General features: G+C 72.6%; 20 protein-coding genes. 15 read left to right on the forward strand and 5 right to left on the reverse strand.

The window, feature by feature from the left end; translation table 11 throughout:
* Nucleotides 1-20 precede the first annotated feature (20 nt).
* Nucleotides 21-2,189, reverse strand: coding sequence for a LuxR C-terminal-related transcriptional regulator (locus ACIF83_RS31045; protein ID WP_399731856.1), 2,169 nt, complete (start codon nucleotides 2,187-2,189; stop codon nucleotides 21-23).
* 115 nt (nucleotides 2,190-2,304) lie between these two features.
* Between ACIF83_RS31045 and ACIF83_RS31050 the strand changes: the two genes are divergently transcribed.
* Both ACIF83_RS31050 and ACIF83_RS31055 read left to right on the forward strand, forming a co-directional pair.
* Complete coding sequence (locus ACIF83_RS31050; protein WP_398139631.1) at nucleotides 2,305-2,991, forward strand: esterase/lipase family protein; 687 nt, start codon at nucleotides 2,305-2,307, stop codon at nucleotides 2,989-2,991.
* A gap of 78 nt (nucleotides 2,992-3,069) precedes the next feature.
* Entirely contained in the window at nucleotides 3,070-3,765 is a 696-nt protein-coding gene (locus ACIF83_RS31055; protein WP_399731859.1) for a class I SAM-dependent methyltransferase, read from the forward strand.
* A 16-nt stretch (nucleotides 3,766-3,781) separates the two neighbouring features.
* Here ACIF83_RS31055 and ACIF83_RS31060 read toward each other — a convergent pair whose 3' ends face one another.
* Together ACIF83_RS31060 and ACIF83_RS31065 are read right to left on the reverse strand one after the other, a co-directional pair.
* Nucleotides 3,782-4,156 (reverse strand): fic family toxin-antitoxin system, toxin component, encoded by a 375-nt coding sequence (locus ACIF83_RS31060; RefSeq protein ID WP_393482258.1) that lies wholly within the window; start codon nucleotides 4,154-4,156, stop codon nucleotides 3,782-3,784.
* Between the two features lie 4 nt (nucleotides 4,157-4,160).
* Entirely contained in the window at nucleotides 4,161-4,403 is a 243-nt protein-coding gene (locus tag ACIF83_RS31065; RefSeq protein ID WP_393482261.1) for a toxin-antitoxin system HicB family antitoxin, read from the reverse strand.
* Between the two features lie 171 nt (nucleotides 4,404-4,574).
* Here ACIF83_RS31065 and ACIF83_RS31070 point away from each other — a divergent pair, with 171 nt between their 5' ends.
* The 10 genes from ACIF83_RS31070 to mug all read left to right on the forward strand — a co-directional run bounded on the left by ACIF83_RS31070 (nucleotide 4,575) and on the right by mug (nucleotide 15,374).
* Entirely contained in the window at nucleotides 4,575-5,387 is an 813-nt protein-coding gene (locus ACIF83_RS31070; protein ID WP_393482264.1) for an ABC transporter ATP-binding protein, read from the forward strand.
* A 4-nt stretch (nucleotides 5,388-5,391) separates the two neighbouring features.
* Complete coding sequence (locus ACIF83_RS31075) at nucleotides 5,392-7,959, forward strand: ABC transporter permease (RefSeq protein WP_399731863.1); 2,568 nt, start codon at nucleotides 5,392-5,394, stop codon at nucleotides 7,957-7,959.
* Nucleotides 7,960-8,098: 139 nt separating this feature from the next.
* The gene (locus ACIF83_RS31080) at nucleotides 8,099-9,004 is read left to right on the forward strand and encodes an LLM class F420-dependent oxidoreductase (protein ID WP_393482270.1); all 906 of its coding nucleotides are present in this window, start codon (nucleotides 8,099-8,101) and stop codon (nucleotides 9,002-9,004) included.
* A gap of 45 nt (nucleotides 9,005-9,049) precedes the next feature.
* The gene (locus ACIF83_RS31085) at nucleotides 9,050-9,511 is read left to right on the forward strand and encodes a GNAT family N-acetyltransferase (protein ID WP_398139634.1); all 462 of its coding nucleotides are present in this window, start codon (nucleotides 9,050-9,052) and stop codon (nucleotides 9,509-9,511) included.
* Nucleotides 9,512-9,654: 143 nt separating this feature from the next.
* Nucleotides 9,655-11,010, forward strand: a complete 1,356-nt coding sequence (locus ACIF83_RS31090) for a hemolysin family protein (protein WP_393482276.1) — start codon at nucleotides 9,655-9,657, stop codon at nucleotides 11,008-11,010.
* Nucleotides 11,007-12,020, forward strand: a complete 1,014-nt coding sequence (locus ACIF83_RS31095; RefSeq protein ID WP_398139636.1) for a hemolysin family protein — start codon at nucleotides 11,007-11,009, stop codon at nucleotides 12,018-12,020. Before ACIF83_RS31090 ends, ACIF83_RS31095 begins: the two co-directional genes overlap by 4 nt.
* Before the next feature lie 70 nt (nucleotides 12,021-12,090).
* Complete coding sequence (locus ACIF83_RS31100) at nucleotides 12,091-12,879, forward strand: SGNH/GDSL hydrolase family protein (protein ID WP_399731868.1); 789 nt, start codon at nucleotides 12,091-12,093, stop codon at nucleotides 12,877-12,879.
* A gap of 10 nt (nucleotides 12,880-12,889) precedes the next feature.
* Nucleotides 12,890-13,246: a DUF4326 domain-containing protein gene (locus ACIF83_RS31105; protein ID WP_399731871.1), complete on the forward strand. Its 357-nt coding sequence runs from the start codon at nucleotides 12,890-12,892 to the stop codon at nucleotides 13,244-13,246.
* A gap of 59 nt (nucleotides 13,247-13,305) precedes the next feature.
* Nucleotides 13,306-14,748 (forward strand): adenylosuccinate lyase, encoded by a 1,443-nt coding sequence (gene purB, locus ACIF83_RS31110; RefSeq protein ID WP_399731873.1) that lies wholly within the window; start codon nucleotides 13,306-13,308, stop codon nucleotides 14,746-14,748.
* A gap of 92 nt (nucleotides 14,749-14,840) precedes the next feature.
* Nucleotides 14,841-15,374 (forward strand): G/U mismatch-specific DNA glycosylase, encoded by a 534-nt coding sequence (gene mug, locus ACIF83_RS31115; protein ID WP_393482291.1) that lies wholly within the window; start codon nucleotides 14,841-14,843, stop codon nucleotides 15,372-15,374.
* Here the strand turns inward: mug and ACIF83_RS31120 are convergent.
* Nucleotides 15,335-15,778 (reverse strand): hypothetical protein, encoded by a 444-nt coding sequence (locus ACIF83_RS31120; RefSeq protein WP_393482293.1) that lies wholly within the window; start codon nucleotides 15,776-15,778, stop codon nucleotides 15,335-15,337. The genes mug and ACIF83_RS31120 overlap by 40 nt on opposite strands.
* A gap of 165 nt (nucleotides 15,779-15,943) precedes the next feature.
* Here ACIF83_RS31120 and ACIF83_RS31125 point away from each other — a divergent pair, with 165 nt between their 5' ends.
* Entirely contained in the window at nucleotides 15,944-17,101 is a 1,158-nt protein-coding gene (locus ACIF83_RS31125; protein ID WP_389186121.1) for an ROK family transcriptional regulator, read from the forward strand.
* Nucleotides 17,102-17,341: 240 nt separating this feature from the next.
* Here the strand turns inward: ACIF83_RS31125 and ACIF83_RS31130 are convergent, their stop codons facing one another.
* Nucleotides 17,342-18,103, reverse strand: coding sequence for a GntR family transcriptional regulator (locus ACIF83_RS31130; RefSeq protein WP_386579822.1), 762 nt, complete (start codon nucleotides 18,101-18,103; stop codon nucleotides 17,342-17,344).
* Between the two features lie 584 nt (nucleotides 18,104-18,687).
* On the opposite strand from ACIF83_RS31130, the gene ACIF83_RS31135 reads away from it, so the two are divergent.
* Nucleotides 18,688-19,341, forward strand: a complete 654-nt coding sequence (locus ACIF83_RS31135) for an NADPH-dependent F420 reductase (RefSeq protein WP_393482304.1) — start codon at nucleotides 18,688-18,690, stop codon at nucleotides 19,339-19,341.
* 105 nt (nucleotides 19,342-19,446) lie between these two features.
* The gene (locus ACIF83_RS31140) at nucleotides 19,447-20,277 is read left to right on the forward strand and encodes an alpha/beta fold hydrolase (protein WP_393482307.1); all 831 of its coding nucleotides are present in this window, start codon (nucleotides 19,447-19,449) and stop codon (nucleotides 20,275-20,277) included.
* The last annotated feature ends 6 nt before the right edge of the window (nucleotides 20,278-20,283 follow it).

The following is a 20,283-nucleotide window of genomic DNA, read 5'->3' on the forward strand; positions in this document are numbered from 1 at the left end:
CCCGATCCGCCGGACAGCTCCTAGTCGATACCCGTGGAGCCGTCGAGGAGGCGTACCAGTTCGATCCGTGAGCGGATGCCCAGGCGGGCGAAGACTCCGCGCAGGTGGTGGTCGATGGTGCGGGGACTGAGGGCGAGCCGGTCGGCGATCTCGCGGTTGGTGGCGCCCTCCGCGGCCATGCGGGCCACGGTCAGCTGCTGGGCGGTGAGCAGGGCGGCCGGGTCGGTCGCAGCGGGTGCGGACGCCGGGGTGCCGAGGGCGCGGAGTTCGGCCCGGGCCTGGGCCGCGCAGTGCGGTGCGCCGAAGGAGTCGAAGGCCTCCAGGGCGCTGTGCAGCCGGTCGCGGGCCTCGGCGCGGCGGCGCAGTCTGCGCAGGGCGCTCGCGCACAGCAGCTCGGTGCGGGCGCGTTCGAGGTCGCGGGTGCCCCGGGCGTGCAGGTCGAGGGCGGTCCGGTAGTGCTCCACCGCCTCGGTGCCGGGTACGAGCAGGGCCCGGCAGCGGGCGCTGAGGGCGAGGTCGTCGGGGCTGCCCACGGCCCTGGCCCAGCGGTCGTAGTCGGCATGGGCGGCACGGGCCACCCGGGTGTCGCCGGTGCGGACGGCGGCCTCCACGTAGTGCGGGGTGGCCAGGTGCCGGATGGCGCGGTGGCCGTGCCCTGGGCCGGATCCGGCGAGGGCGCGCAGCCTGGCCGCCGCTGCGGGGAAACGGCCGGTGGTGAGGTCGAGGAAGGCCAGCGCCCATTGGGCGAGCGCGGCGGGCAGGCCGAGACCACGGGCGAGGGCGTGCGAACGTGCGGCCGCCGCATGCGCACGGCAGCCTTCCTCCTCCCCGGTGACCGCCGCGAACATGGCGAGGGCGGCTCGCAGATGACAGGCCCCGTTGTCCTGCCCGGTGGCGTACGCCTGCCGCAGGCCCTCCCGCGCGGCCGCCTCGGCGGCACGGGTACGTCCGGTCCAGAAGTCGGCGTACACACGGAACTCCAGGGCCTGGGCCTCGATCACGGGTGTGCCTCCGGCCCGGGCCGCGGCGGCGGCACGCAAAGTGGCGGTCGCGGCACGGGGGTGATCACCGAGCATGAGGGCGGCGATTCCGGCGTGGAGGAGGAGGGCGGGGGTGCTTCCGACGGCAGGCTCGGCGTCGAGCCCACTGCGCCCCGCCGTTTCCCGGAGCAGGGCGCCGGCGGTCTCGTAGTCGCCCTCGGCCGCTGCCGTGAGGCCGGGCAGGATGCCGGGAGCTGGGAGGGCCAGGCGGTGGGCGAGGGTGCTGGCTTCGTTGAGCCGTCTCAAGTCGCCCGTGTAGACGGCGGCTTCGGCTGCCAGGGTCAGTGACTCGGCGGATTCGGCGGGGCGTTTGCCGGCGGCTGCCGCCGCGAGCAGGGTGTCGAAGGCTTCCGCCGCGTTGCCCGCCCGCAGGGCGAGGACGCCGTCGAGGGCGGGGGTGTCGGTGCGGGAGGCGAGGTGGTGGGCCCGGTCGGGCCGGCCCGCGTGCCAGGCGTCGGTGGCCGCGCCGGCCAGGAGGCGGGCCTGTTCGCGCGGGTCGGGGCAGAGAGCGGCGGCGCGTTCGGCGAGGGCCCCGGCCAGGGCCGGCTGACCGGTCACGCGGGCGCGGTCCGCGGAGGTCCGCAGTTCGGCCGCGAGCCGTCTGCTGGGGCCCAGCGCGCCCGCCGCCCGGTGCCAGGACCGCCGGACGCTCTCGCTGCCGCCGCCGAGCACCCGGGCGAGCAGCCGGTGGGCCTCGCGCCGATCGGCCGGGGAGGCGGCCTCGTAGGCGGCGATCCTCGTCCAGGCGTCGCGGAACACGACGCCTCCGGCCGTGCCCTGGGCAACCCCCGCCGCCTCGGCGGCTTCCGTCGGGCGGGTGTCCAGGCGGGCCGCCGCCACCGCGCGCAGATAGGCGTGGGCGGCCACCGGATGCTGGTCGGCGGCGGCGAGGAGGAGCAGGCGCCTGGTGTCGTCCGGCAGGGCGCGGATCTCCCGGCGCAGCGTGCGCAGCAACTGTGGTGCCAGGAGGGCGGGTTCGACGGGCAGTGGGTCCAGGCCGGCCCGCTGACGTGGGGTCAGGCGCGGTACGGCCTCGGCGGCGGCGCGCGGATCGTCGTACACGAGGCGCAGGAGCCGGGCGTGGACGGCCTCGGAGAGCGGCGGTGGCGAAGTGCGGTGCTGGGGCGGGGGGTTGACCGGAGTCGCCACACGATCGACGTTACTGGCGGGTTAGTTGATTAGTAAAGACTGGCGACTTCACCGATGCGGCGCGCGTAGACCCGTCCCGACACTCCTGGCATCCCCACCCGTTTCAGGAGGCATCATGCAGCGCCACAAGCGTCGCATCGCCACAGCACTGTCGGCGACGACCGCATCGCTCCTTCTGGCACTCCCCCTCACCGCCGCCCCCGCGCACGCGGCGAGCCACGATCCGATCGTGTTCGTGCACGGCATCAGCAGCTCGGCGAGCAGCTGGGACGACTGGGTCGCGGACTTCGAGGCCGACGGCTACAGCTCCTCGGAGCTGTTCGCCTGGTCGTACGACTGGGCGCAGTCCAACGCCACCACCGCCCAGCAGTTGGCCACCGAGGTCAAGAGCGTGCTGGCGCAGACCGGCGCCTCGAAGGTCGACATCGTCGTCCACTCCATGGGCGCGCTGGGCGGCCGCTACTACCTGAAGAACCTCGGCGGGACGTCGTACGTCGACCACTTCGTGTCGGTGGCCGGGGTGAACCACGGCACCTCCGTCGCCTCCCTGTGCGGGTGGCTTTACACCTCGTGCAAGGAGATGCAGACCGGCAGCGCGTTCCTGACCGCGCTGAACTCCGGTGACGAGACGCCGGGCAGCGTGGCGTACGCCGCCTACTGGTCGGACTGCGACGAGGCGATCAACCCCGACACCTCGGCGGAGCTGAGCGGGGCGACCAACGTCGACGTCGGCTGTGTCTCGCACACCGACATGAACAACGACCACGGCGTCTACGAACAGGTGCACGACTTCCTCTCGTGAGCCGTGACGCGTTCGGCGGGGGTGCGACGGGGGCGTACGGGGGACAATCTCCGTAGGCCCGTCGTCCGGGAGGTTGCCATGCGGCTGTCGTCGGCCGGTTCCGGCAAGGTGGCGCAGAGTCCCGTCCACCACCCGCTGTTCGCCCGTTACTACGCCCGGTTCAGTGTGGCCGCGGAGTCCCGGCTCGGGATGGCCGGGGTGCGCGAGCGGCTGCTCGCGGGGCTGTCCGGGCGGGTGATCGAGATCGGCGCGGGCAACGGGCTGAACTTCGCGCACTACCCGGCGGCGGTCGCGGAGGTCGTGGCCATCGAACCGGAGCCGCTGCTGAGACAGTTGGCGCTGCAGTCCGCGCGGCACGCCCAGGTGCCGGTCGACGTGGTGCCCGGGGCGGCGGAGGCGCTGCCCGTCAAGAGCGAGGCCTTCGACGCGGTCGTGCTGTCGCTGGTGCTGTGCAGCGTGCGGGACGTGCCCCGGGCGCTGGCCGAGGCACGGCGGGTGCTCAGGCCCGGCGGCGAGGTGCGGTTCTTCGAGCACGGCCGGGGCGGCGGCCGGATGATGACGCTGACCCAGCGCACCCTGGACCGCGGGCTGTGGCCGGCGCTGAACGGCGGCTGCCACCTGTCCCGGGAGCCGGTGGCCGCGCTGCGCGAGGCCGGGTTCGAACTCGGACCGCTGCGGCGGATGCTGGTGCCGGAGAAGGGTCCGAAGCTGCCCGCCTCGTACTGCGTGCTGGGGACCGCCTGGCGGCCCGACGAGCCGGACCGGCGCCGGTGAGCCGGACCGGCTCCGATCACAGGCTCCAGCGGCGCAGTTCCCGGGCGATGTCGTCGATGCTCGCCTCGCCGTTCTTGACCAGGCGTGCGAGGTCACGGACCTGCTCGGGTGTGGTGACGACCTTCAGGCCGCCGGCCACCAGATAGGCGTAGGCGACGGCCGAGGCGAACAGCGCGTTGGAGCGCTCCAGCGCGGGCACGTGGATGAGCAGCTGGAGCAGGGCCGCGGCGCGGGCGTACGGGGTGTCGTAGACGGGCACGCCGAATATCTCGGCCCGGTGCCGGGCGACGGCGGCGACCAGCGCGCCCCAGTCGGTGACCTGCGGATCCCCGGGCGTCCTCTGTTCGGCGAGCATGAGCAGCCAGGCGAGGTCGATGCTGAGATCGTCCAAGGGATCAGCTGCGACCCGCGCCGGAGCCGGTACCGCGCGTCTCGGTGAACTCCTCGGCGAACACGGACTCGTACTGCTTCATGAAGTCGGCCGCGGCGTCCACGAAGGCGCGGCCGGCCTCTCCGGCATCCTGCCTGACCAGCTCTTCGATGTAGCGGTTGACGCTCATGCCGCGGGCCAGGGCGCGCTCGCGGGCCGCGCGGGCGGTGACCTCGTCCACGCGCACGTTCAGCTGGGTCTTCGCCATGCTTCGACGCTAGCGCCGAGGTGCTAGCAACGGCAAGAGGCGCCGGACGGAAGGTGCCCCTTACACGGGCTCCGAGTCCTCGGCCCCAGGGGGGATTCCGGCTGTGCGACGGGTCACACTAGGCTCGGCCCCGACCAGGAGTCGGGACGTCCAGGCGACCGGGAGGCGGTCTTGTCCACACCTGCTGCGGAGTACGCGCCGGGCCGGGCACCGGACGGCGGGATCGCCGCCCGCGCCCGCGGGCTGACCAAGGCGTACGGCTCGGGCGAGACGGCCGTGCTCGCCCTGGACTCGGTCGACGTGGACATCGCACGCGGCCGGTTCACCGCCGTGATGGGCCCCTCGGGTTCGGGGAAGTCCACGCTGATGCACTGCCTGGCCGGACTGGACGACGCGTCGGCCGGTCAGGTCTGGATCGGCGACACGGAGATCACCGGCCTGAAGGACCGCGAGCTGACCCGGCTGCGCCGGGACCGGATCGGGTTCATGTTCCAGTCGTTCAACCTCATCCCGACACTGAACGCGGCCGAGAACATCACGCTGCCCATGAACATCGCGGGCCGGAAACCGGACGAGAAGTGGCTGGACCAGGTCATCGACGCCCTCGGGCTGCGCGGACGGCTGACCCATCGCCCGGCGCAGCTCTCGGGCGGTCAGCAGCAACGGGTCGCCTGCGCACGGGCGCTGGCCTCCCGGCCCGAGCTGATCTTCGCCGACGAGCCGACCGGCAACCTGGACTCGCGGGCGGGGCTGGAGGTGCTCGGCTTCCTGCGCAGCGCCGTGGACGACCTGGGGCAGACCGTCGTGATGGTCACCCACGACCCGGGCGCCGCCGCCCACTCCGACCTCGTGCTCTTCCTCGCCGACGGACGGATCGTGGACCGGATGGAGCGGCCGACCGCGGATGCCGTACTGGAGCGGATGAAGGCGTTCGACGTGGTGCGCGGACGGCTCGGCGACGACAGCACCGCCCTGGAGGACTGACCCGGTGCTCAAGGCGACGTTGAGGAGCTTCCTCGCACACAAGGGCCGGCTGGCGCTGTCCGCGCTGGCGGTCGTCCTGTCCGTGGCGTTCGTCGCGGGCAGCCTGATCTTCTCCGACACCGTCACCCGGACCTTCGACCGGCTGTTCGCCTCGACCTCCGCCGATGTGACGGTCGAGCCGAAGCAGGACCTGAAGTCCCCGGTGCCCAGCGGCGCGGTGCAGACCGTGCCCGCGGCCCTGAAGGAGCAGGTGGCGAAGGTCGACGGGGTGGCGGCGGCGCACGCGGACGTGTCGGTGCAGAACGTGGTGGTGGTCGACAGCGACAACAAGTCGGTCGGCCCGACCACCGGTGCCCCGACGATCGCCACCTCCTGGTACGTCACCCACCGCAGCCCGGTGAAGCTGACCTCCGGTCATGCGCCGAACGGTGCGGGCGAGGCGCTGCTGGACGCGGACACCGCCGACAAGAAGCACGTACGGATCGGCGACACGCTGACCGTCCAGGCGCAGCCGGGCACCTTCCGGGTCCGGGTCGTCGGCATCGCCACGTTCACCACCACCAACCCGGGCGCGGCCCTGGTCTTCCTGGACCCCGCGGTGGCCGCCCGCGAACTGCTCGGCTCCGCCGACCGGGCCACCAGCATCTCGGTGGACGCGGCCAAGGGCGTGAGCGACCCGGAGCTCAAGCGCCGTGTCGGCGAGGCCGTCGGCACCGGCACCTACGACCTGAAGACCGCCGACGAGCAGGCCAAGTCGGCCGCGGCCGACCTCGGCGGATTCCTGGACGTCATCAAGTACGTGATGCTGGGATTCGCCGGCATCGCCGTGCTCGTGGGCATCTTCCTGATCGTCAACACCTTCTCCATGCTGATCGCCCAGCGCACCCGTGAACTGGGCCTGCTGCGGGCCCTGGGCGCCGACCGGCGGCAAGTGCGGCGATCGGTGCTCACCGAGGCGGTGCTGCTCGGTGTGGTCGGCTCCACGCTGGGGCTCGCGGCCGGGATCGGCCTGGCGTTCGGGCTGATCCGGCTGATGAGCGCGTTCGGGATGAACCTGAAGGCCACGGAGATGGTGATCGGCTGGGCAACGCCTGTCGCGGCGTACGTCGTCGGCGTCGGCGTCACCTTCGTCGCCGCGTATCTGCCCGCGCGGCGCGCCGCGGCCGTCTCGCCGATGGCGGCCCTCGCGGACGCAGAAGTCGCCGGCGTGGGCAAACCGCTGAAGGTGCGGGCGATCGTCGGATCCGTGGTCGGGGCGGCCGGCGCGGCCGCGCTGGCCGGGTGCGCGACGGCCACGAAGACCGCCTCGGCGGCCTCCCTGCTGGGCCTCGGCGTGGTGCTGACGCTGATCGCGACCGTCATCGCGGGACCGCTGCTGGTACGCCCGGTGATCCGGGTCCTGGGCGGGGCCTTCCCCGCGCTGTTCGGCTCGGTCGGCCGGATGAGCCAGCGCAACGCCCTGCGCAATCCGCGCCGTACCGGCGCCACCGCGGCCGCGCTGATGGTGGGCCTCGCGCTGGTCGGCGGGATGTCGGTGGCGAGCGCCTCCATGTCCGCGTCGTTCGACCGGCAGATCGACAAGACGCTGGGCGCCGACTTCACCGTCCAGAACACCAACTTCCTGCCGTTCACCAAGGAGATCACCGACAAGGTCCGCGGCACCGAGGGCGTACGGCTCGTCGTACGGCAGCGGTTCGCACCGGTGGCCGTACGCCTGCCCGACGGCAAACGGGTGGAGACGACCGCCGCCGGTTACGACGCCCAGGTGGACGAGGTCGCGCATGTCACCTACGCGGCCGGGAACAGCGCGGCGGCCCTCGCGGACGGCGGCCTCGGCATGGACGTCACCTTCGCCAGGAACCACCACGTGCGGCTGGGCAGCACGCTTCCCGTCGAGTTCCCCGGCGGCCGCACCACCGAGATGACGGTGGGCGCCCTCACCGACCAGGGCGGCAGCGGTGGATTCGGCATGCAGGGCGGGCTGTTCTTCGGCATCGCCACCGTGCAGAAGTACGTGCCCGGCGGCCAGGACGCCGCGCTCTACGTCGCCAAGGCCGCCGGCACCGGCGCGGACCAGCTGCGCTCCCGGCTGGAGCGGACGCTGAAGCCCTACCCGCAGGTCCAGGTGCGCGACCAGGCCGACTACAAGAAACTCGTCCACGACCAGATCGCCGTGCTGCTCTACCTCGTGTACGCGCTGCTCGGACTGGCGATCGTCATCGCCGTGCTCGGCGTGGTCAACACCCTCGCCCTGTCGGTGGTGGAGCGCACCCGGGAGATCGGGCTGCTGCGCGCGATCGGTCTCGGCCGGCGGCAGCTCAGGCGGATGATCCGGCTGGAGTCGGTGGTGATCGCCGTGTTCGGCGCGGTCCTCGGGCTGGGGCTCGGGCTGGTGTGGGGCGTGTGCACGCAGCAGGTGCTGGCCCTGCAGGGCATGAGCGCGCTCGCGATCCCCTGGGGCACGATCGTCGGGGTGGTGATCGGCTCGGCCGTGGTGGGCATCGTGGCGGCCCTGCTGCCCGCGCTGCGGGCGTCCCGGATGAACGTGCTGGCGGCGATCGCACACGAGTGACGGCATCTTCGTTCCGCGAGGCGCCTGCTCCTGCGTGACAGGGCCTGCTGCTGAGCGACGGAGCCTGCCCCCGAGCGTGTCGCGGGACGTGGTGGAATCACCGGGAAAGACTCAAGTCACCTGCCGTTGAGGAGAGTTCATGCCGCGTGCGTTCCGTTTCGGGGTCAGCCTGCTCACGCCGTCGCCCGCCGCCGAGTGGCGGTCCAGGTGCCGCCGCGCCGAGGAGCTGGGGTACGACGTGATCCTGGTCCCCGACCACCTCGGGATGGTCGCGCCGTTCCCCGCGCTGGTCGCGGCCGCCGAGGCGACCGTGCGACCCCGGCTCGGCACGTTCGTGCTGAACGCGGGTCTCTGGAATCCCACCCTGCTGGCCCGCGAGGTCGCGACCACGGACGCGCTGACCGGCGGCCGGCTCGAACTCGGCCTGGGGACCGGCTACGTCCAGTCCGAGCACGAGGCGGCCGGGCTGCCGTACGGCTCCCCGCGCGAGCGGGTGGACCACCTGCGGCGCACGGTCGAGGAGCTGGACCGGCTGCTCGGTGCCGCGGATCTCGGAGGGACCCCCGTGCCCCGCCCGGCCGGGAGCCGGGTGCCGCTGCTGCTCGGCGGCAACGGCGAGCGGGTGCTGCGGCTGGCCGCGGAGCACGCGGACGTCGTCGGCTTCACCGGGGCACGGCTGGTGCCGGGCACCACGACGGGGAAGCTGCAGCCCGTCGACGCGGAGGCGGTGGACGAGCGGGTGGCTCGCTACCGGGAACTGGCGGCGGGCCGGGCGGAACCAGCCGAGCTGAACCTGTTGCTCCAGCTGGTGGCCGTCACCGACGACCCGGAGCCCGTGCTCAAGCCGCTGCTGGAGCGGCAGCCCGGGCTGACCCTGGACCGCGCGCTGGCGCTGCCCGTCGTGCTGGCCGGCCCGCTGGAGGAGGTCGTGGCGCGGGTGCGGGCGCAGCGGGAGCGGTTCGGGTTCTCGTACCTGACCGTCCTGGAGCCGTACATGGAGGCGTTCGCTCCGGTGATCGCCCGGCTGCGGGAGGAGTCCGCATGATGGAATTCCCCGGGCGGGCGCAGCCCGGTGTGCTGGGCTGCGCCCATGATCGAATTGCGCACACGTTCCGCCCGGCCCGCCGACCTGGACGCAGTCCTCACCTTCTGGAAGGCGGCCGCCGAGGGCACCAGCATCAGCGACGACCGCGAGGGGGTGGAGCGGCTGCTCGCCCGCGATCCCGAGTCGCTGATCCTCGCGGTGGAGGTCCCCCCGCTCGGGCGAAGCCGAGAGCGGGGGAGGGAGGGCGAGCTGGTCGGCACGGTGATCGCGGGCTTCGACGGCTGGCGCTGCCATCTGTACCGGCTCGCGGTGCATCCGGAGCGGCGGCGCCAGGGCATCGGCTCGGCGCTGCTGGCCGCCGCGGAGGAGCGTTTCGTACAGCTCGGCGGGCGGCGCGGGGACGCGATGGTGCTGGTCCGCAACGAGACCGCGCACCACGCCTGGCGGGCGGCCGGGTACGCGCCGCAGGAGCAGTGGCGGCGCTGGACGAAGCCGCTCGCCGACTAGATGACTTTGCCCATCCTTTACTATTGGGGGAGTACTCGGCCCTCGATGAAAGGTTGTGAGCGTCCGCCGATGGGCGATCCTCCCGGTCCGCGACACCGCGCGTTCCGCCCCGCCCTGCCCGATCATGGGACTGGGGTGACCCGATGACCGAAGTGCTGCTCCTTCTGGTGGCGATCCTGCTCTCGCTCGCCTGCGGCGCCTTCGTGGCCGCCGAGTTCTCGCTGACCACGGTCGAGCGAGGCGAGCTGGAGCGGGCCGTCGAGCGCGGCGAGCGCGGCGCGGCCGGCGCCCTGAAAGCCGTACGGAACCTGACCTTCCAACTCTCCGGCGCGCAGCTCGGCATCACGGTCACCAACCTGGTGGTCGGCATGCTCGCCGAACCGTCGATCGCCAAGCTGCTCGCCGGGCCGTTCGAGGCGATGGGGGTCTCGTCCACGACGGCGAGTACGGCCGCACTGCTGCTGGGCACGGCCCTGTCGACGGTGTTCCTGATGGTCGTCGGCGAGCTGGTGCCGAAGAACTGGGCGATCTCCTCGCCGCTGGCCGTGGCCAAGCGGGTGGGCAACCCGCAGCGCTGGTTCAGCGCCGCCTTCCGCCCCTTCATCACGCACCTCAACAACACGGCCAACCGTGCGGTGCGCCGGATCGGTATCGAGCCCGCCGAGGAGCTGGCCTCCGCGCGCGGACCCCAGGAGCTGGCGGCCCTCGCCCGGCACTCCGCCAAGGCGGGCGCGCTGGAGGCGGACACCGCCGAACTGTTCGTCCGGACGCTGAACCTGGCCGACCTCACCGCGGAGAACGTGATGACCCCGCGCGTCCAGGTCGTCGCCCTCGACACCCTTGCGACCTGCGAGGACGTCGCGAACGCGACCCGGGCGACGGGCCTGTCCCGGTTCCCGGTCTACCGCGGCAGTCTCGACTCGGTCGTCGGTGTCGCCCACATCAAGGACGTCCTGGCCCTGCCCGCCGAGGAGCGGCACCGCCGCTCGGTCACCCAGGTGGTGCGCGAGCCCCTGCTGGTGCCCGAGTCCCTCACCGTCGACCGGCTGCTGGACCGGCTCTCCGGCAAGCGCACCATGGCCGTCGTCATCGACGAGTACGGCGGCACGGCCGGCGTGGCGACGCTGGAGGACATCGTCGAGGAGGTCGTCGGCGAGGTACGGGACGAACACGACCCGCACGAGACGCCCGACCTCGCTCCCGCCGGCGCCGACGAGAAGGGCCGGGCCCTGTACTCCGCGGACGGCGCCGCCCGCACCGACCAGCTCGCACGCGTGGGCCTGCGCGTCCCCGAGGGGCCGTACGAGACCCTGGCCGGTCTGGTCGCCACCGAGCTGGGCCGCATACCCGAGGTCGGGGACAGCGTCGAGGTGGCCGGCTGGCGGCTGGACGTGGTGGACGCCTCGGGGCGCCGGTCGGCCCGCGTGCTGCTGCACGCGCCGCTGGACGACGCCAAGGACACCGAGCGGAGCGACGGGAAGACGGAGGGGGCGCGATGACCGCCGTACAGCTGCTGATCGGTCTGACGACGCTGGTCGTCAACGCCTTCTTCGTGGGTGCCGAGTTCGCGCTGATCTCCGTGCGCCGCTCCCAGATCGAACCGCTCGCCCAGGAGGGCGACCGGCGCGCGAAGAGCGTGCTGTGGGGTCTGGAGCACGTCTCCGCGCTGCTGGCCGCCGCCCAGCTGGGCATCACGCTGTGCACGCTGGTCCTGGGCGTGGTCGCCGAGCCGGCCATCGCGCATTTGCTGGAGCCGGTGTTCCACGCGGTCGGTGTGTCCAAGAGCGCGGGCCACGCCGTGTCCTTCGTGATCGCGCTGACCCTGGCCACGTATCTGCACATGCTGCTGGGCGAGATGGTGCCCAAGAACATCGCGCTGGCCGAGCCCGTGCGCAGCGCGCTGCTGCTCGGCCCGCCCCTGGTCGCACTGTCCCGGGCGCTGCGCCCGGTGATCTTCGCGATCAACGCCTTCGCCAACGGACTGCTGAAGCTGCTCAGGGTGGAGGCCAAGGGCGAGGTCGCGGCGACCTTCACGGACACCCAACTCGCCGAGATCGTCAAGGACGCCAGCGCGGCGGGGCTGATCGACGACCGGGCGCAGGAGCGGCTGCACGACGCCCTGGAGCTGGGCAGACGCCCGGTGCGGGACGTGGTCGTGCCCCTGGAGCGGGTGGTGTACGCGCGCGTGGGTGTCACGGCGGAGCAGCTGGAGCGACTGTCGGCCGATTCGGGCTTCTCCCGGTTCCCCGTGGTCGACGAGGGCCGCCGGATCGTCGGGTATCTGCACGTCAAGGACGCGCTGGACGCCCTGCCTCGGGACACCCCGTTCCGGCTGCGCGACATGCGGCCCATCGCACGGGTGCGCGAGAGCACCCCGCTGGACGACGTCCTCACCGCGATGCGGGGAAGCCGTACGCACGTCGCCGGCGTGCTCGGCGACGACGGGCGGCTGGCCGGCCTGGTGACCATGGAGGACGTGCTGCGGGAGCTGTTCGCGCAGCCCGCGTGAGGGGCGGCGTACCGGATCGCCCGGGGTGACCGACCGCTGGGTATGGAGCCGGGATACCATCGCTGTCGCCATGCAGACGAATCCCATACCTCCCACGTACTCCAGCCTGGTCGCGGTCGGCGACTCCTTCACGGAGGGCATGTCGGACCTGCTGCCCGACGGCTCCTACCGGGGCTGGGCCGACCTGCTCGCCACGCGGATGGCCGCCCGGACCCCCGGGTTCCGGTACGCCAACCTCGCGGTGCGCGGCAAGCTCATCGGGCAGATCGTGGACGAGCAGGTCGAGGTGGCGGCCGCGATGAACCCCGACGTGATCACGCTCGTCGGCGGGCTCAACGACACGCTGCGGCCCAAGTGCGACATGGGCCGGGTACGGGGCCTGCTGACGGAGGCCGTCGAGCGGCTGGCCCCGAGCTGCCGGCAGCTCGTGCTGATGCGCAGCCCCGGCCGGCAGGGCCCGGTGCTGGAGCGTTTCCGGCCGCGCATGGAGGAGCTGTTCGTCTGCGTCGACGAGCTGGCCGAGCGGCACGGCGCCCTGGTGGTCGACCTGTACGGGGCGCCGTCGCTGGCCGACCCGCGGCTGTGGGACGTGGACCGGCTGCATCTGACGGCCGAGGGGCACCGCCGGGTCGCGGAGGCGGTGTGGCAGACGCTCGGCTACGCGCCCGAGGACACCGAGTGGCGCACGCCGATGCCGACCACCGAGCCGCCCGGGTGGGTCACGCGGCGGGCCGCGGACGCCCGGTTCGCCAAGCAGCACCTGCTGCCGTGGATCGGCCGCCGACTGACCGGCCGCTCCTCCGGCGACGGCCGCCCGGCGAAGCGGCCGGAGCTGCTGCCGTACGAGGGGCCGGCGTAGCGTCCCTGCCATGACCACCCGGGTGATCAACCTCAGGGGCCGGCTCCACGCGTTCGGCCCCCGGCTGGAGCGCGCCCCCGCGGACGTCGTCTACGTGGGCCGCCGCTGGACGCTGGGCGGCTGGGACCTCCCCCGGCACCCGCTGTACAACCCGTTCGCCTACGACACACCGAAGAAGAAACGGGACGGCACCCGGGCCGAGGTGATGGCGATGTACCGGGCCCGCCTCCTGGAGCGCCCGGATCTGCTGGACCTGGTCCCGGACCTGCGCGGAAAGACCCTGGCCTGCTGGTGCGCACCCGAGCTGTGCCATGCCGATGTACTGGCGGAACTGGCCGACACGGACGAAGTGGCGCAGCTCTCGTAGCATCCACCGAACAACCCCATGGCGCTGGCCTGCACAAATCGCCAGTAGAATCCGTCTACGTGACTTCAGCGCCCGCCAAGCCCCGCATCCCGAACGTCCTCGCCGGACGCTACGCCTCCACCGAGCTCGCCACGCTCTGGTCGCCCGAGCAGAAGGTGAAGCTGGAGCGGCAGCTCTGGCTCGCCGTGCTGCGGGCCCAGAAGGACCTCGGCATCGAGGTGCCGGACGAGGCGATCGCCGACTACGAGCGCGTCCTCGACACCGTCGACCTGGCCTCGATCGCCGAGCGCGAGAAGGTCACCCGGCACGACGTGAAGGCCCGTATCGAGGAGTTCAACGACCTCGCCGGGCACGAGCACGTGCACAAGGGCATGACCTCCCGTGACCTGACGGAGAACGTCGAGCAGCTGCAGATCCGGCTCTCGCTGGAGCTGATGCGCGACCGCACGGTGGCCGTGCTGGCGCGGCTGGGCAAGCTGGCCGGCGAGTACGGCGAGCTGGTCATGGCCGGCCGCTCGCACAACGTGGCCGCGCAGGCCACGACCCTCGGCAAGCGCTTCGCGACCGCCGCCGACGAGCTGCTCGTCGCCCACGGCCGGGTCGAGGAGCTGCTGGGCCGCTACCCGCTGCGTGGCATCAAGGGCCCGGTCGGCACGGCGCAGGACATGCTGGACCTGCTGGGCGGGGACGCCTCGAAGCTCACCGAGCTGGAGGACCGGATCGCGCGGCACCTGGGCTTCTCGCAGGCGTTCACCTCGGTCGGCCAGGTCTACCCGCGCTCACTGGACTACGAGGTCGTGACCGCGCTGGTGCAGCTGGCGGCGGCGCCGTCCTCGCTGGCCAAGACGATCCGGCTGATGGCCGGGCACGAGCTGGTCACCGAGGGCTTCAAGCCGGGCCAGGTCGGTTCCTCGGCGATGCCGCACAAGATGAACACCCGCTCCTGCGAGCGCGTCAACGGCCTGATGGTGATCCTGCGCGGCTACGCCTCGATGACCGGCGAGCTGGCGGGCGACCAGTGGAACGAGGGCGACGTCTCCTGCTCGGTGGTGCGCCGCGTCGCGCTGCCGGACGCGTTCTTCGCGCTGGACGGCCTGCTGGAGACCTTCCTGACCGTGCTCGACGAGTTCGGCGCCTTCCCCGCCGTGGTCGCCCGTGAGCTGGACCGCTATCTGCCGTTCCTCGCCACCACCAAGGTGCTCATGGGCGCCGTGCGCTCCGGGGTCGGCCGCGAGGTCGCGCACGAGGCGATCAAGGAGAACGCCGTCGCCACCGCGCTCGCGATGCGCGAGCAGGGCGCCGAGCGCAACGACCTGCTCGACAAGCTCGCCGCCGACGCGCGGCTGCCGCTCGACCGGGAGCAGCTGGCGGCGCTGATGGCCGACAAGCTGTCCTTCACCGGCGCGGCCGCCGACCAGGTCGGCGTGGTCGTCGGCCGGATCGAGGAGATCGTCAAGCAGCGCCCGGAGGCCGCCGGCTACACGCCCGGAGCGATCCTCTGACCCTCCCCCAAGCTCTCGGCTCCGCTCGAGCAGGGAAGTACCCCCTTACCCAGGCGGAACTGGAGGCCGCCCGCGACCGTCTCGTCCCTGACGTGGTCGCGGACGGTCTCCAGGTGCTGTTCTGCGGCATCAACCCGGGGCTGATGACGGCGGCCACGGGCCATCACTTCGCCCGCCCGGGCAACCGCTTCTGGCCGGTGCTGCACCTGTCCGGGTTCACCCCGAGGCTGCTGAAGCCCGCGGAGCAGCAGGAGCTGCTGTCGTACGGGCTCGGCATCACGAACGTGGTGGCCCGGGCGACCGCGCGGGCCGACGAGTTGAGCGCCGAGGAGTACGTGGAGGGCGGGCGGCTGCTGACGGCCAAGGTGACGCGACGGCGGCCGAGGTGGCTGGCCGTGGTCGGGGTGACCGCCTACCGGGCGGCCTTCGGGGACCGCAAGGCTCAAGTGGGGCCGCAGGAGCGGACGATCGGGGACACGCGGGTGTGGGTGCTTCCCAATCCCAGCGGGCTGAACGCGCATTGGACGGCGGCGACGATGGCGGAGGAGTTCGCGCTTCTGCGGGAGGCCGCGAGCGGCGCGTCGGATCAGGGGGGATCCGTTTCGGTCACGACGCCGAGGAGTTGAAAGGACAGCTCCTTGTCCCACTGGGAGACGCCGAGGGCGACCCATCGGCCCGTCCCGGCCGCCTCCCACAGGTGGACGTCCGGTACGTGGCCGCTGAGTCCGGCCCACGGCTCGGCTATGTCCTCGCCCTCCGTCGTCCGGCCGAAGACACTGCGCAGGCTGAAGTGCTGCGGTGGCCCCCACCGGTCGGTGAGCCGCTCCGCGAGGCCGTCCCGGTCGGCCTCGTACTGTGCCGCGGTCTCCTCCCGTTCGGTGCCGTCGTCCTCCCAGAACTCGCCGCTGGTCTGTAAGGCGACCACGTGATAGCCGGGCCCGCTCTCGCCGTGCTCCGTCCTGCCGTGCGCCGTGGGGAACTCCCGTGCGCACAGCAGGTCGATGAGGGTCAGACACTTCGCGATGTCCATGTGATCCAGTAAAGCGGGCCCCACTGACAATTGGCGGGCCGTCAGGCATGGCTGCACCAAGCCGTCGGGCCGCCCCGTGCCGGGCCGCCGGAGCCCGGCACTCGCCGGGGTGGGCCCGGCCGAGTACGATCCGCCCAACACGCGCGCGAGCTGGGAGGACGGACGGTGGGGCAGCTGACCGGCGGCGATCCCTCGCTGCTGCGAAGGATCAATTCCGCGGTGGTGCTGCACGCGCTGCGTGCCACGGACTGCGCGACGCTCACCGAGATCACCCGGGTCACGGGACTGTCCCGGCCGACCGTCGAGGGAGTCGTGGAAGGGCTCATCGAGGCGGGGCTCGTCGTCGAGAAGGCGGCCGAGGAGGGCACCGCACGCCGTCAAGGGCGACCGGCTCGCCGGTTCCGGTTCCGTGCCGAGGCCGGGCATCTGCTGGGCCTGGAGATCGGCGCCCACCGCGTCGCCGCGCTCCTCTCCGATCTGGACGGACGGGTGCTGGGCGCGCAGGCCAAAGAGGTGGACGAGACGGCTCCGGCGGACGAGCGCCTGGAGCGGCTGCGCGGCGCCGTCGCCGAACTGCTGCGCCGGGCCGGGGTCGCGCGCAGCTCGCTGCGGGCGGTGGGCGTGGGCACTCCGGGCATCGTGGAGGCCGACGGCACGGTACGACTGGGCACGGCCCTGCCGCAGTGGACGGGCCTGAAGCTCGGCGAGCGGCTCAGCCGCTCCTTCAAGTGCCCGGTGCTGGTGGAGAACGACGCCAACGCGGCGGCCGTCGCCGAGCACTGGAAGGGTGCGGCGACGGAGACGGACGACGTGGTGTTCGTGCTGGCCGGGCTCAGCCCGGGCGCGGGTTCACTGATCGGCGGACGGCTGCACCGGGGATACGGCGGGGCGGCCGGTGAGATCGGCGCCCTGCATCTGCTGGGCCGGGAGGCGACTCCCGAGACGCTGCTGTCCACCACCGACGAGCCGCTGCACCCGCTGGACGAACAGGCGGTCGCCGAGGTGTTCGCACTCGCCCGCGAGGGCGACCAGCGGGCTCGGGCGGCCGTCGAGCGGTTCATCCAGCGCCTCGTCCACGACGTGGCCGCCCTGGTGCTGGCCCTCGACCCGGAACTGGTCGTGATCGGCGGCTGGGCGGCCGGCCTGGACGGCGTACTCGATCCCCTACGCCGCGAACTCGCCCGCTACTGCCTGCGCCCACCCCGGGTGACGCTGTCTCTCCTGGGCGAGGCAGCCGTGGCCACAGGCGCGCTGCGGCTGGCCCTCGACCACGTCGAGGAACAGCTGTTCGCGGTGGAGGGCACGGTCACAGCACGGCGGTGAGACGCGGGCGCGCCCCGGCAGGAGCTCCAGGGCACGGCGAACCGGCGGACTACTGTCCGCGTCCGCCCCGGGTAGCGCTGCCACTCCTCGGCGAGGCAGCCATGGCCACAGGCGCACTGCGGCTGGCCCTCGACCACGTCGAGGAACAGCTGTTCGCGGTGGAGGGCACGGTCACAGCACGGCGGTGAGACGCGGGCGCGCCCCGGAGTTGTTCCGGGGCGCGTTGGGGTCGGCCGGGGCTCAGGAGGCCCGCTGCTCGGGGTCGTGGTGTATCTCCACGTCGGGCGAGTCGCCGAAGGTGAGGCGGCAGGTGTCGGCGCGGTAGGTCGCCACGGAGAGGGCCACGGTGCGGCCGCCCGCGAAGAAGCGGGTGGTGACGACCAGGACGGGTGCGCCGGGCAGCCGGTCGAGATCCTTGGCGTCGTCCGCGCGGGCCGAGCCCAGCTCGACGGCGCGGTCCTGGCCCTCCAGCTCCTGGCGCTGCAGCTCGCGCAGCACCGCACGCGCGCGTGCCGGGCCGGACGGGGCGTCGATCGCGGTGAGATCGGGCACCGAGGCGGCCGGGACGTAGAGCAGTTCGGTGGCGACGAGCTGGCCGTGGGACATCCGGGAGCGGCGCACGATGTGTACCGGCTCGCCCGAGTCGGCCTCCAGGGCGGCGGCCACGGCCACCGGCGGCGCGGACTGGACGCAGTCGACCGGCTGCCACGCGTCGTCCGCGGCCCCCGGCCAGGCGTGCTGCTCGCTGCCGACGGCCACGCCCACGCGCGGGGGTGCGACGGTCGTGCCGACACCGCGGCGACGCTGCAGCCGGCCCTCCAGCTCCAGCTGCTCCAAGGCCTGGCGGAGCGTGGCGCGGGCCACGCCGAAGCGGGCGGCGAGGTCGCGCTCGTTGGGCAGGATCTCGCCGACCGAGAACTCGGAGTCGAGTGCCTCACTGAGCACAGTTTTGAGATGCCAGTACTTCGGTTCCGGCACCGATTCCAGCTGCTGGGTCCCCACCCTGTCCTCCGCAAGAGCCGTGGTCCGGCGGTTTTTAGCGCCCTTGTTTATTAAAGGTTGTTGCACTTATCTGCGACCATAGGGCGGCCGAAACCCTTGGTCAAGACCAATCCTCGATCCCTGAGGCAACGCACAGGGGCGGCGCCGTGGAGCGTTCACGAGGCGTTCGCACGCGGCCGCATGTGTGACATCGCGGCAAAGCCCGCGTCGTACGACCTGGGCTTTCAGGGCGGTACGGCTCATCTGCCGGCCAGGGACCGCAGCTTGCCGGAGTTACGGATGAGGTACACGGTGCTGGTGTGACCGTCCGCGACGTCCACCTGGAAGACGGTGTCGGGCTCCCCCCCGAAAGGGTGAGCATCGCGTGCGCGTCGTTGACCTCGGGCATGCGGTGGGCAACTCCCACGAGGAAGGGCCGGTGCTCTTCGAAGACGTCGGTCGCGATGTCGCCGCTCGCCGTCCCGTCCCATCCCATCCGACACGCCAAGCGGTGATCAGGTGGAATCATCACGTTTTATAACGGCCCAGACCACAATGTCCCGCGGACCGCCGGTGGCCGGCGGCCGGGGTCCGGGAGGTGACCGATGCGCTACGCGGTGCTGGGCACGGGCGAGGTGGGCCGCACACTGGCGGGCAGGCTGGTGGAGCTGGGGTACGAGGTGACCCTCGGTTCGCGGACGAAGGACAATCCGATCGCGGTGGAGTGGGCTACGGCCGCGGGCGGCCGGGCCCACGCGGGCTCGTTCGCGGACGCGGCCGCGGCGGCCGACGTGGCCATCAACGCGGTGGGCGGCCGGGTGGCACTCGACGCGCTGCGGGCGGCGGGGGCCGAGCACCTGCACGGCAAGGTCCTGCTGGACGTCTGCAATCCGCTGGCCTTCGAGGACGGCCGGCTGCGGCTCGACCCGGTGGAGTCGGACAGCGTGGCCGAACAGATCCAACGGGCCTTCCCGCACGCGCGCGTGGTGAAGACGCTGAACACGGTCAACTGCCAGGTGATGGTGGCTCCGGCGCGGGTGCCGGGCGACCACAACCTGTTCGTGTGCGGTGACGACGACGCCGCCAAGCAGCAGGCGACGGAACTGCTCGGGGAGTTCGGCTGGCCGGCGGACCGGGTACTGGACCTGGGCGGCATCCGTTCGGCGCGGGCCGTGGAGATGCTGCTGCCCTTGTGGTTCAACCTCTTTCAGAAGTTCGGGCACGCGGACTTCAACTTCGAGGTGCGCCGAGGGCATTGAGGACGGCGCGAGCGCGGCGGCGCCACATCAGGGGCTACCCGTCGGTAGCAATTGCTGACAAGCTGTCTACGGCGTCCGTCAGCAGCCCAGACGAGGAGCACCCCCATGTCCGCCACCGTCTCCTTCACGGTCCCCACTCCGCACGGCCCGAAGGACGTGATCGTGTCCTACGCGCGCGTGGGACGCGGTGAACCGCTGGTCCTGCTGCACGGCATCGGCCACCACCGGCAGGCCTGGGACCCGGTGGTGGACATCCTCGCCACCGAGCGCGACGTGATCGCCGTGGACCTGCCCGGCTTCGGCGCGTCCCCCGGCCTGCCGGCCGGCCTTGACTACGACCTGCCCACGACCAACTCCGTGCTCGGCGCCCTGTTCGAGGCGCTGGAGCTCGACCGCCCGCACGTGGCCGGCAACTCGCTGGGCGGCCTGCTGGCCCTGGAGCTGGGCCGCGAGAAGCTCGTACGGTCCGTCACGGCGCTCTCCCCGGCCGGCTTCTGGACGCAGCCCGAGCGGCGCTACGCCTTCACGCTGCTGCTCACGATGCGGGGCATAGCCCAGCGGCTCCCGCTGCCGCTGGTGGAGCGGCTGTCGCGCACGGCAGCCGGACGTACCGCGCTGACGAGCACCATCTACGGCCGTCCCGCACGCCGTTCACCCGAGGCCGTGGTCGCCGAGACGCTCGCGCTCGTGGGGGCCACCGGCTTCGACGCGACGCTGCGGGCGGGCGCCACCGTCCAGTTCACCGACGATCTGCCGGGCCTGCCGGTCACCGTGGCCTGGGGCACCCGGGACCGGCTCCTCGTGCGCCGCCAGGGCGTCCGCGCCAAGACGATCATCCCGCACGCCCGGCTGGTGCGGCTGCCCGGCTGCGGGCACTGCCCGATGAACGACGACCCGGCGCTGGTCGCCCGCGTGATCCTCGACGGCAGCCGCTGACCGGCG

Source organism: Streptomyces sp. NPDC085866 (genome assembly GCF_044541035.1).
GTDB lineage: Bacteria > Actinomycetota > Actinomycetes > Streptomycetales > Streptomycetaceae > Streptomyces.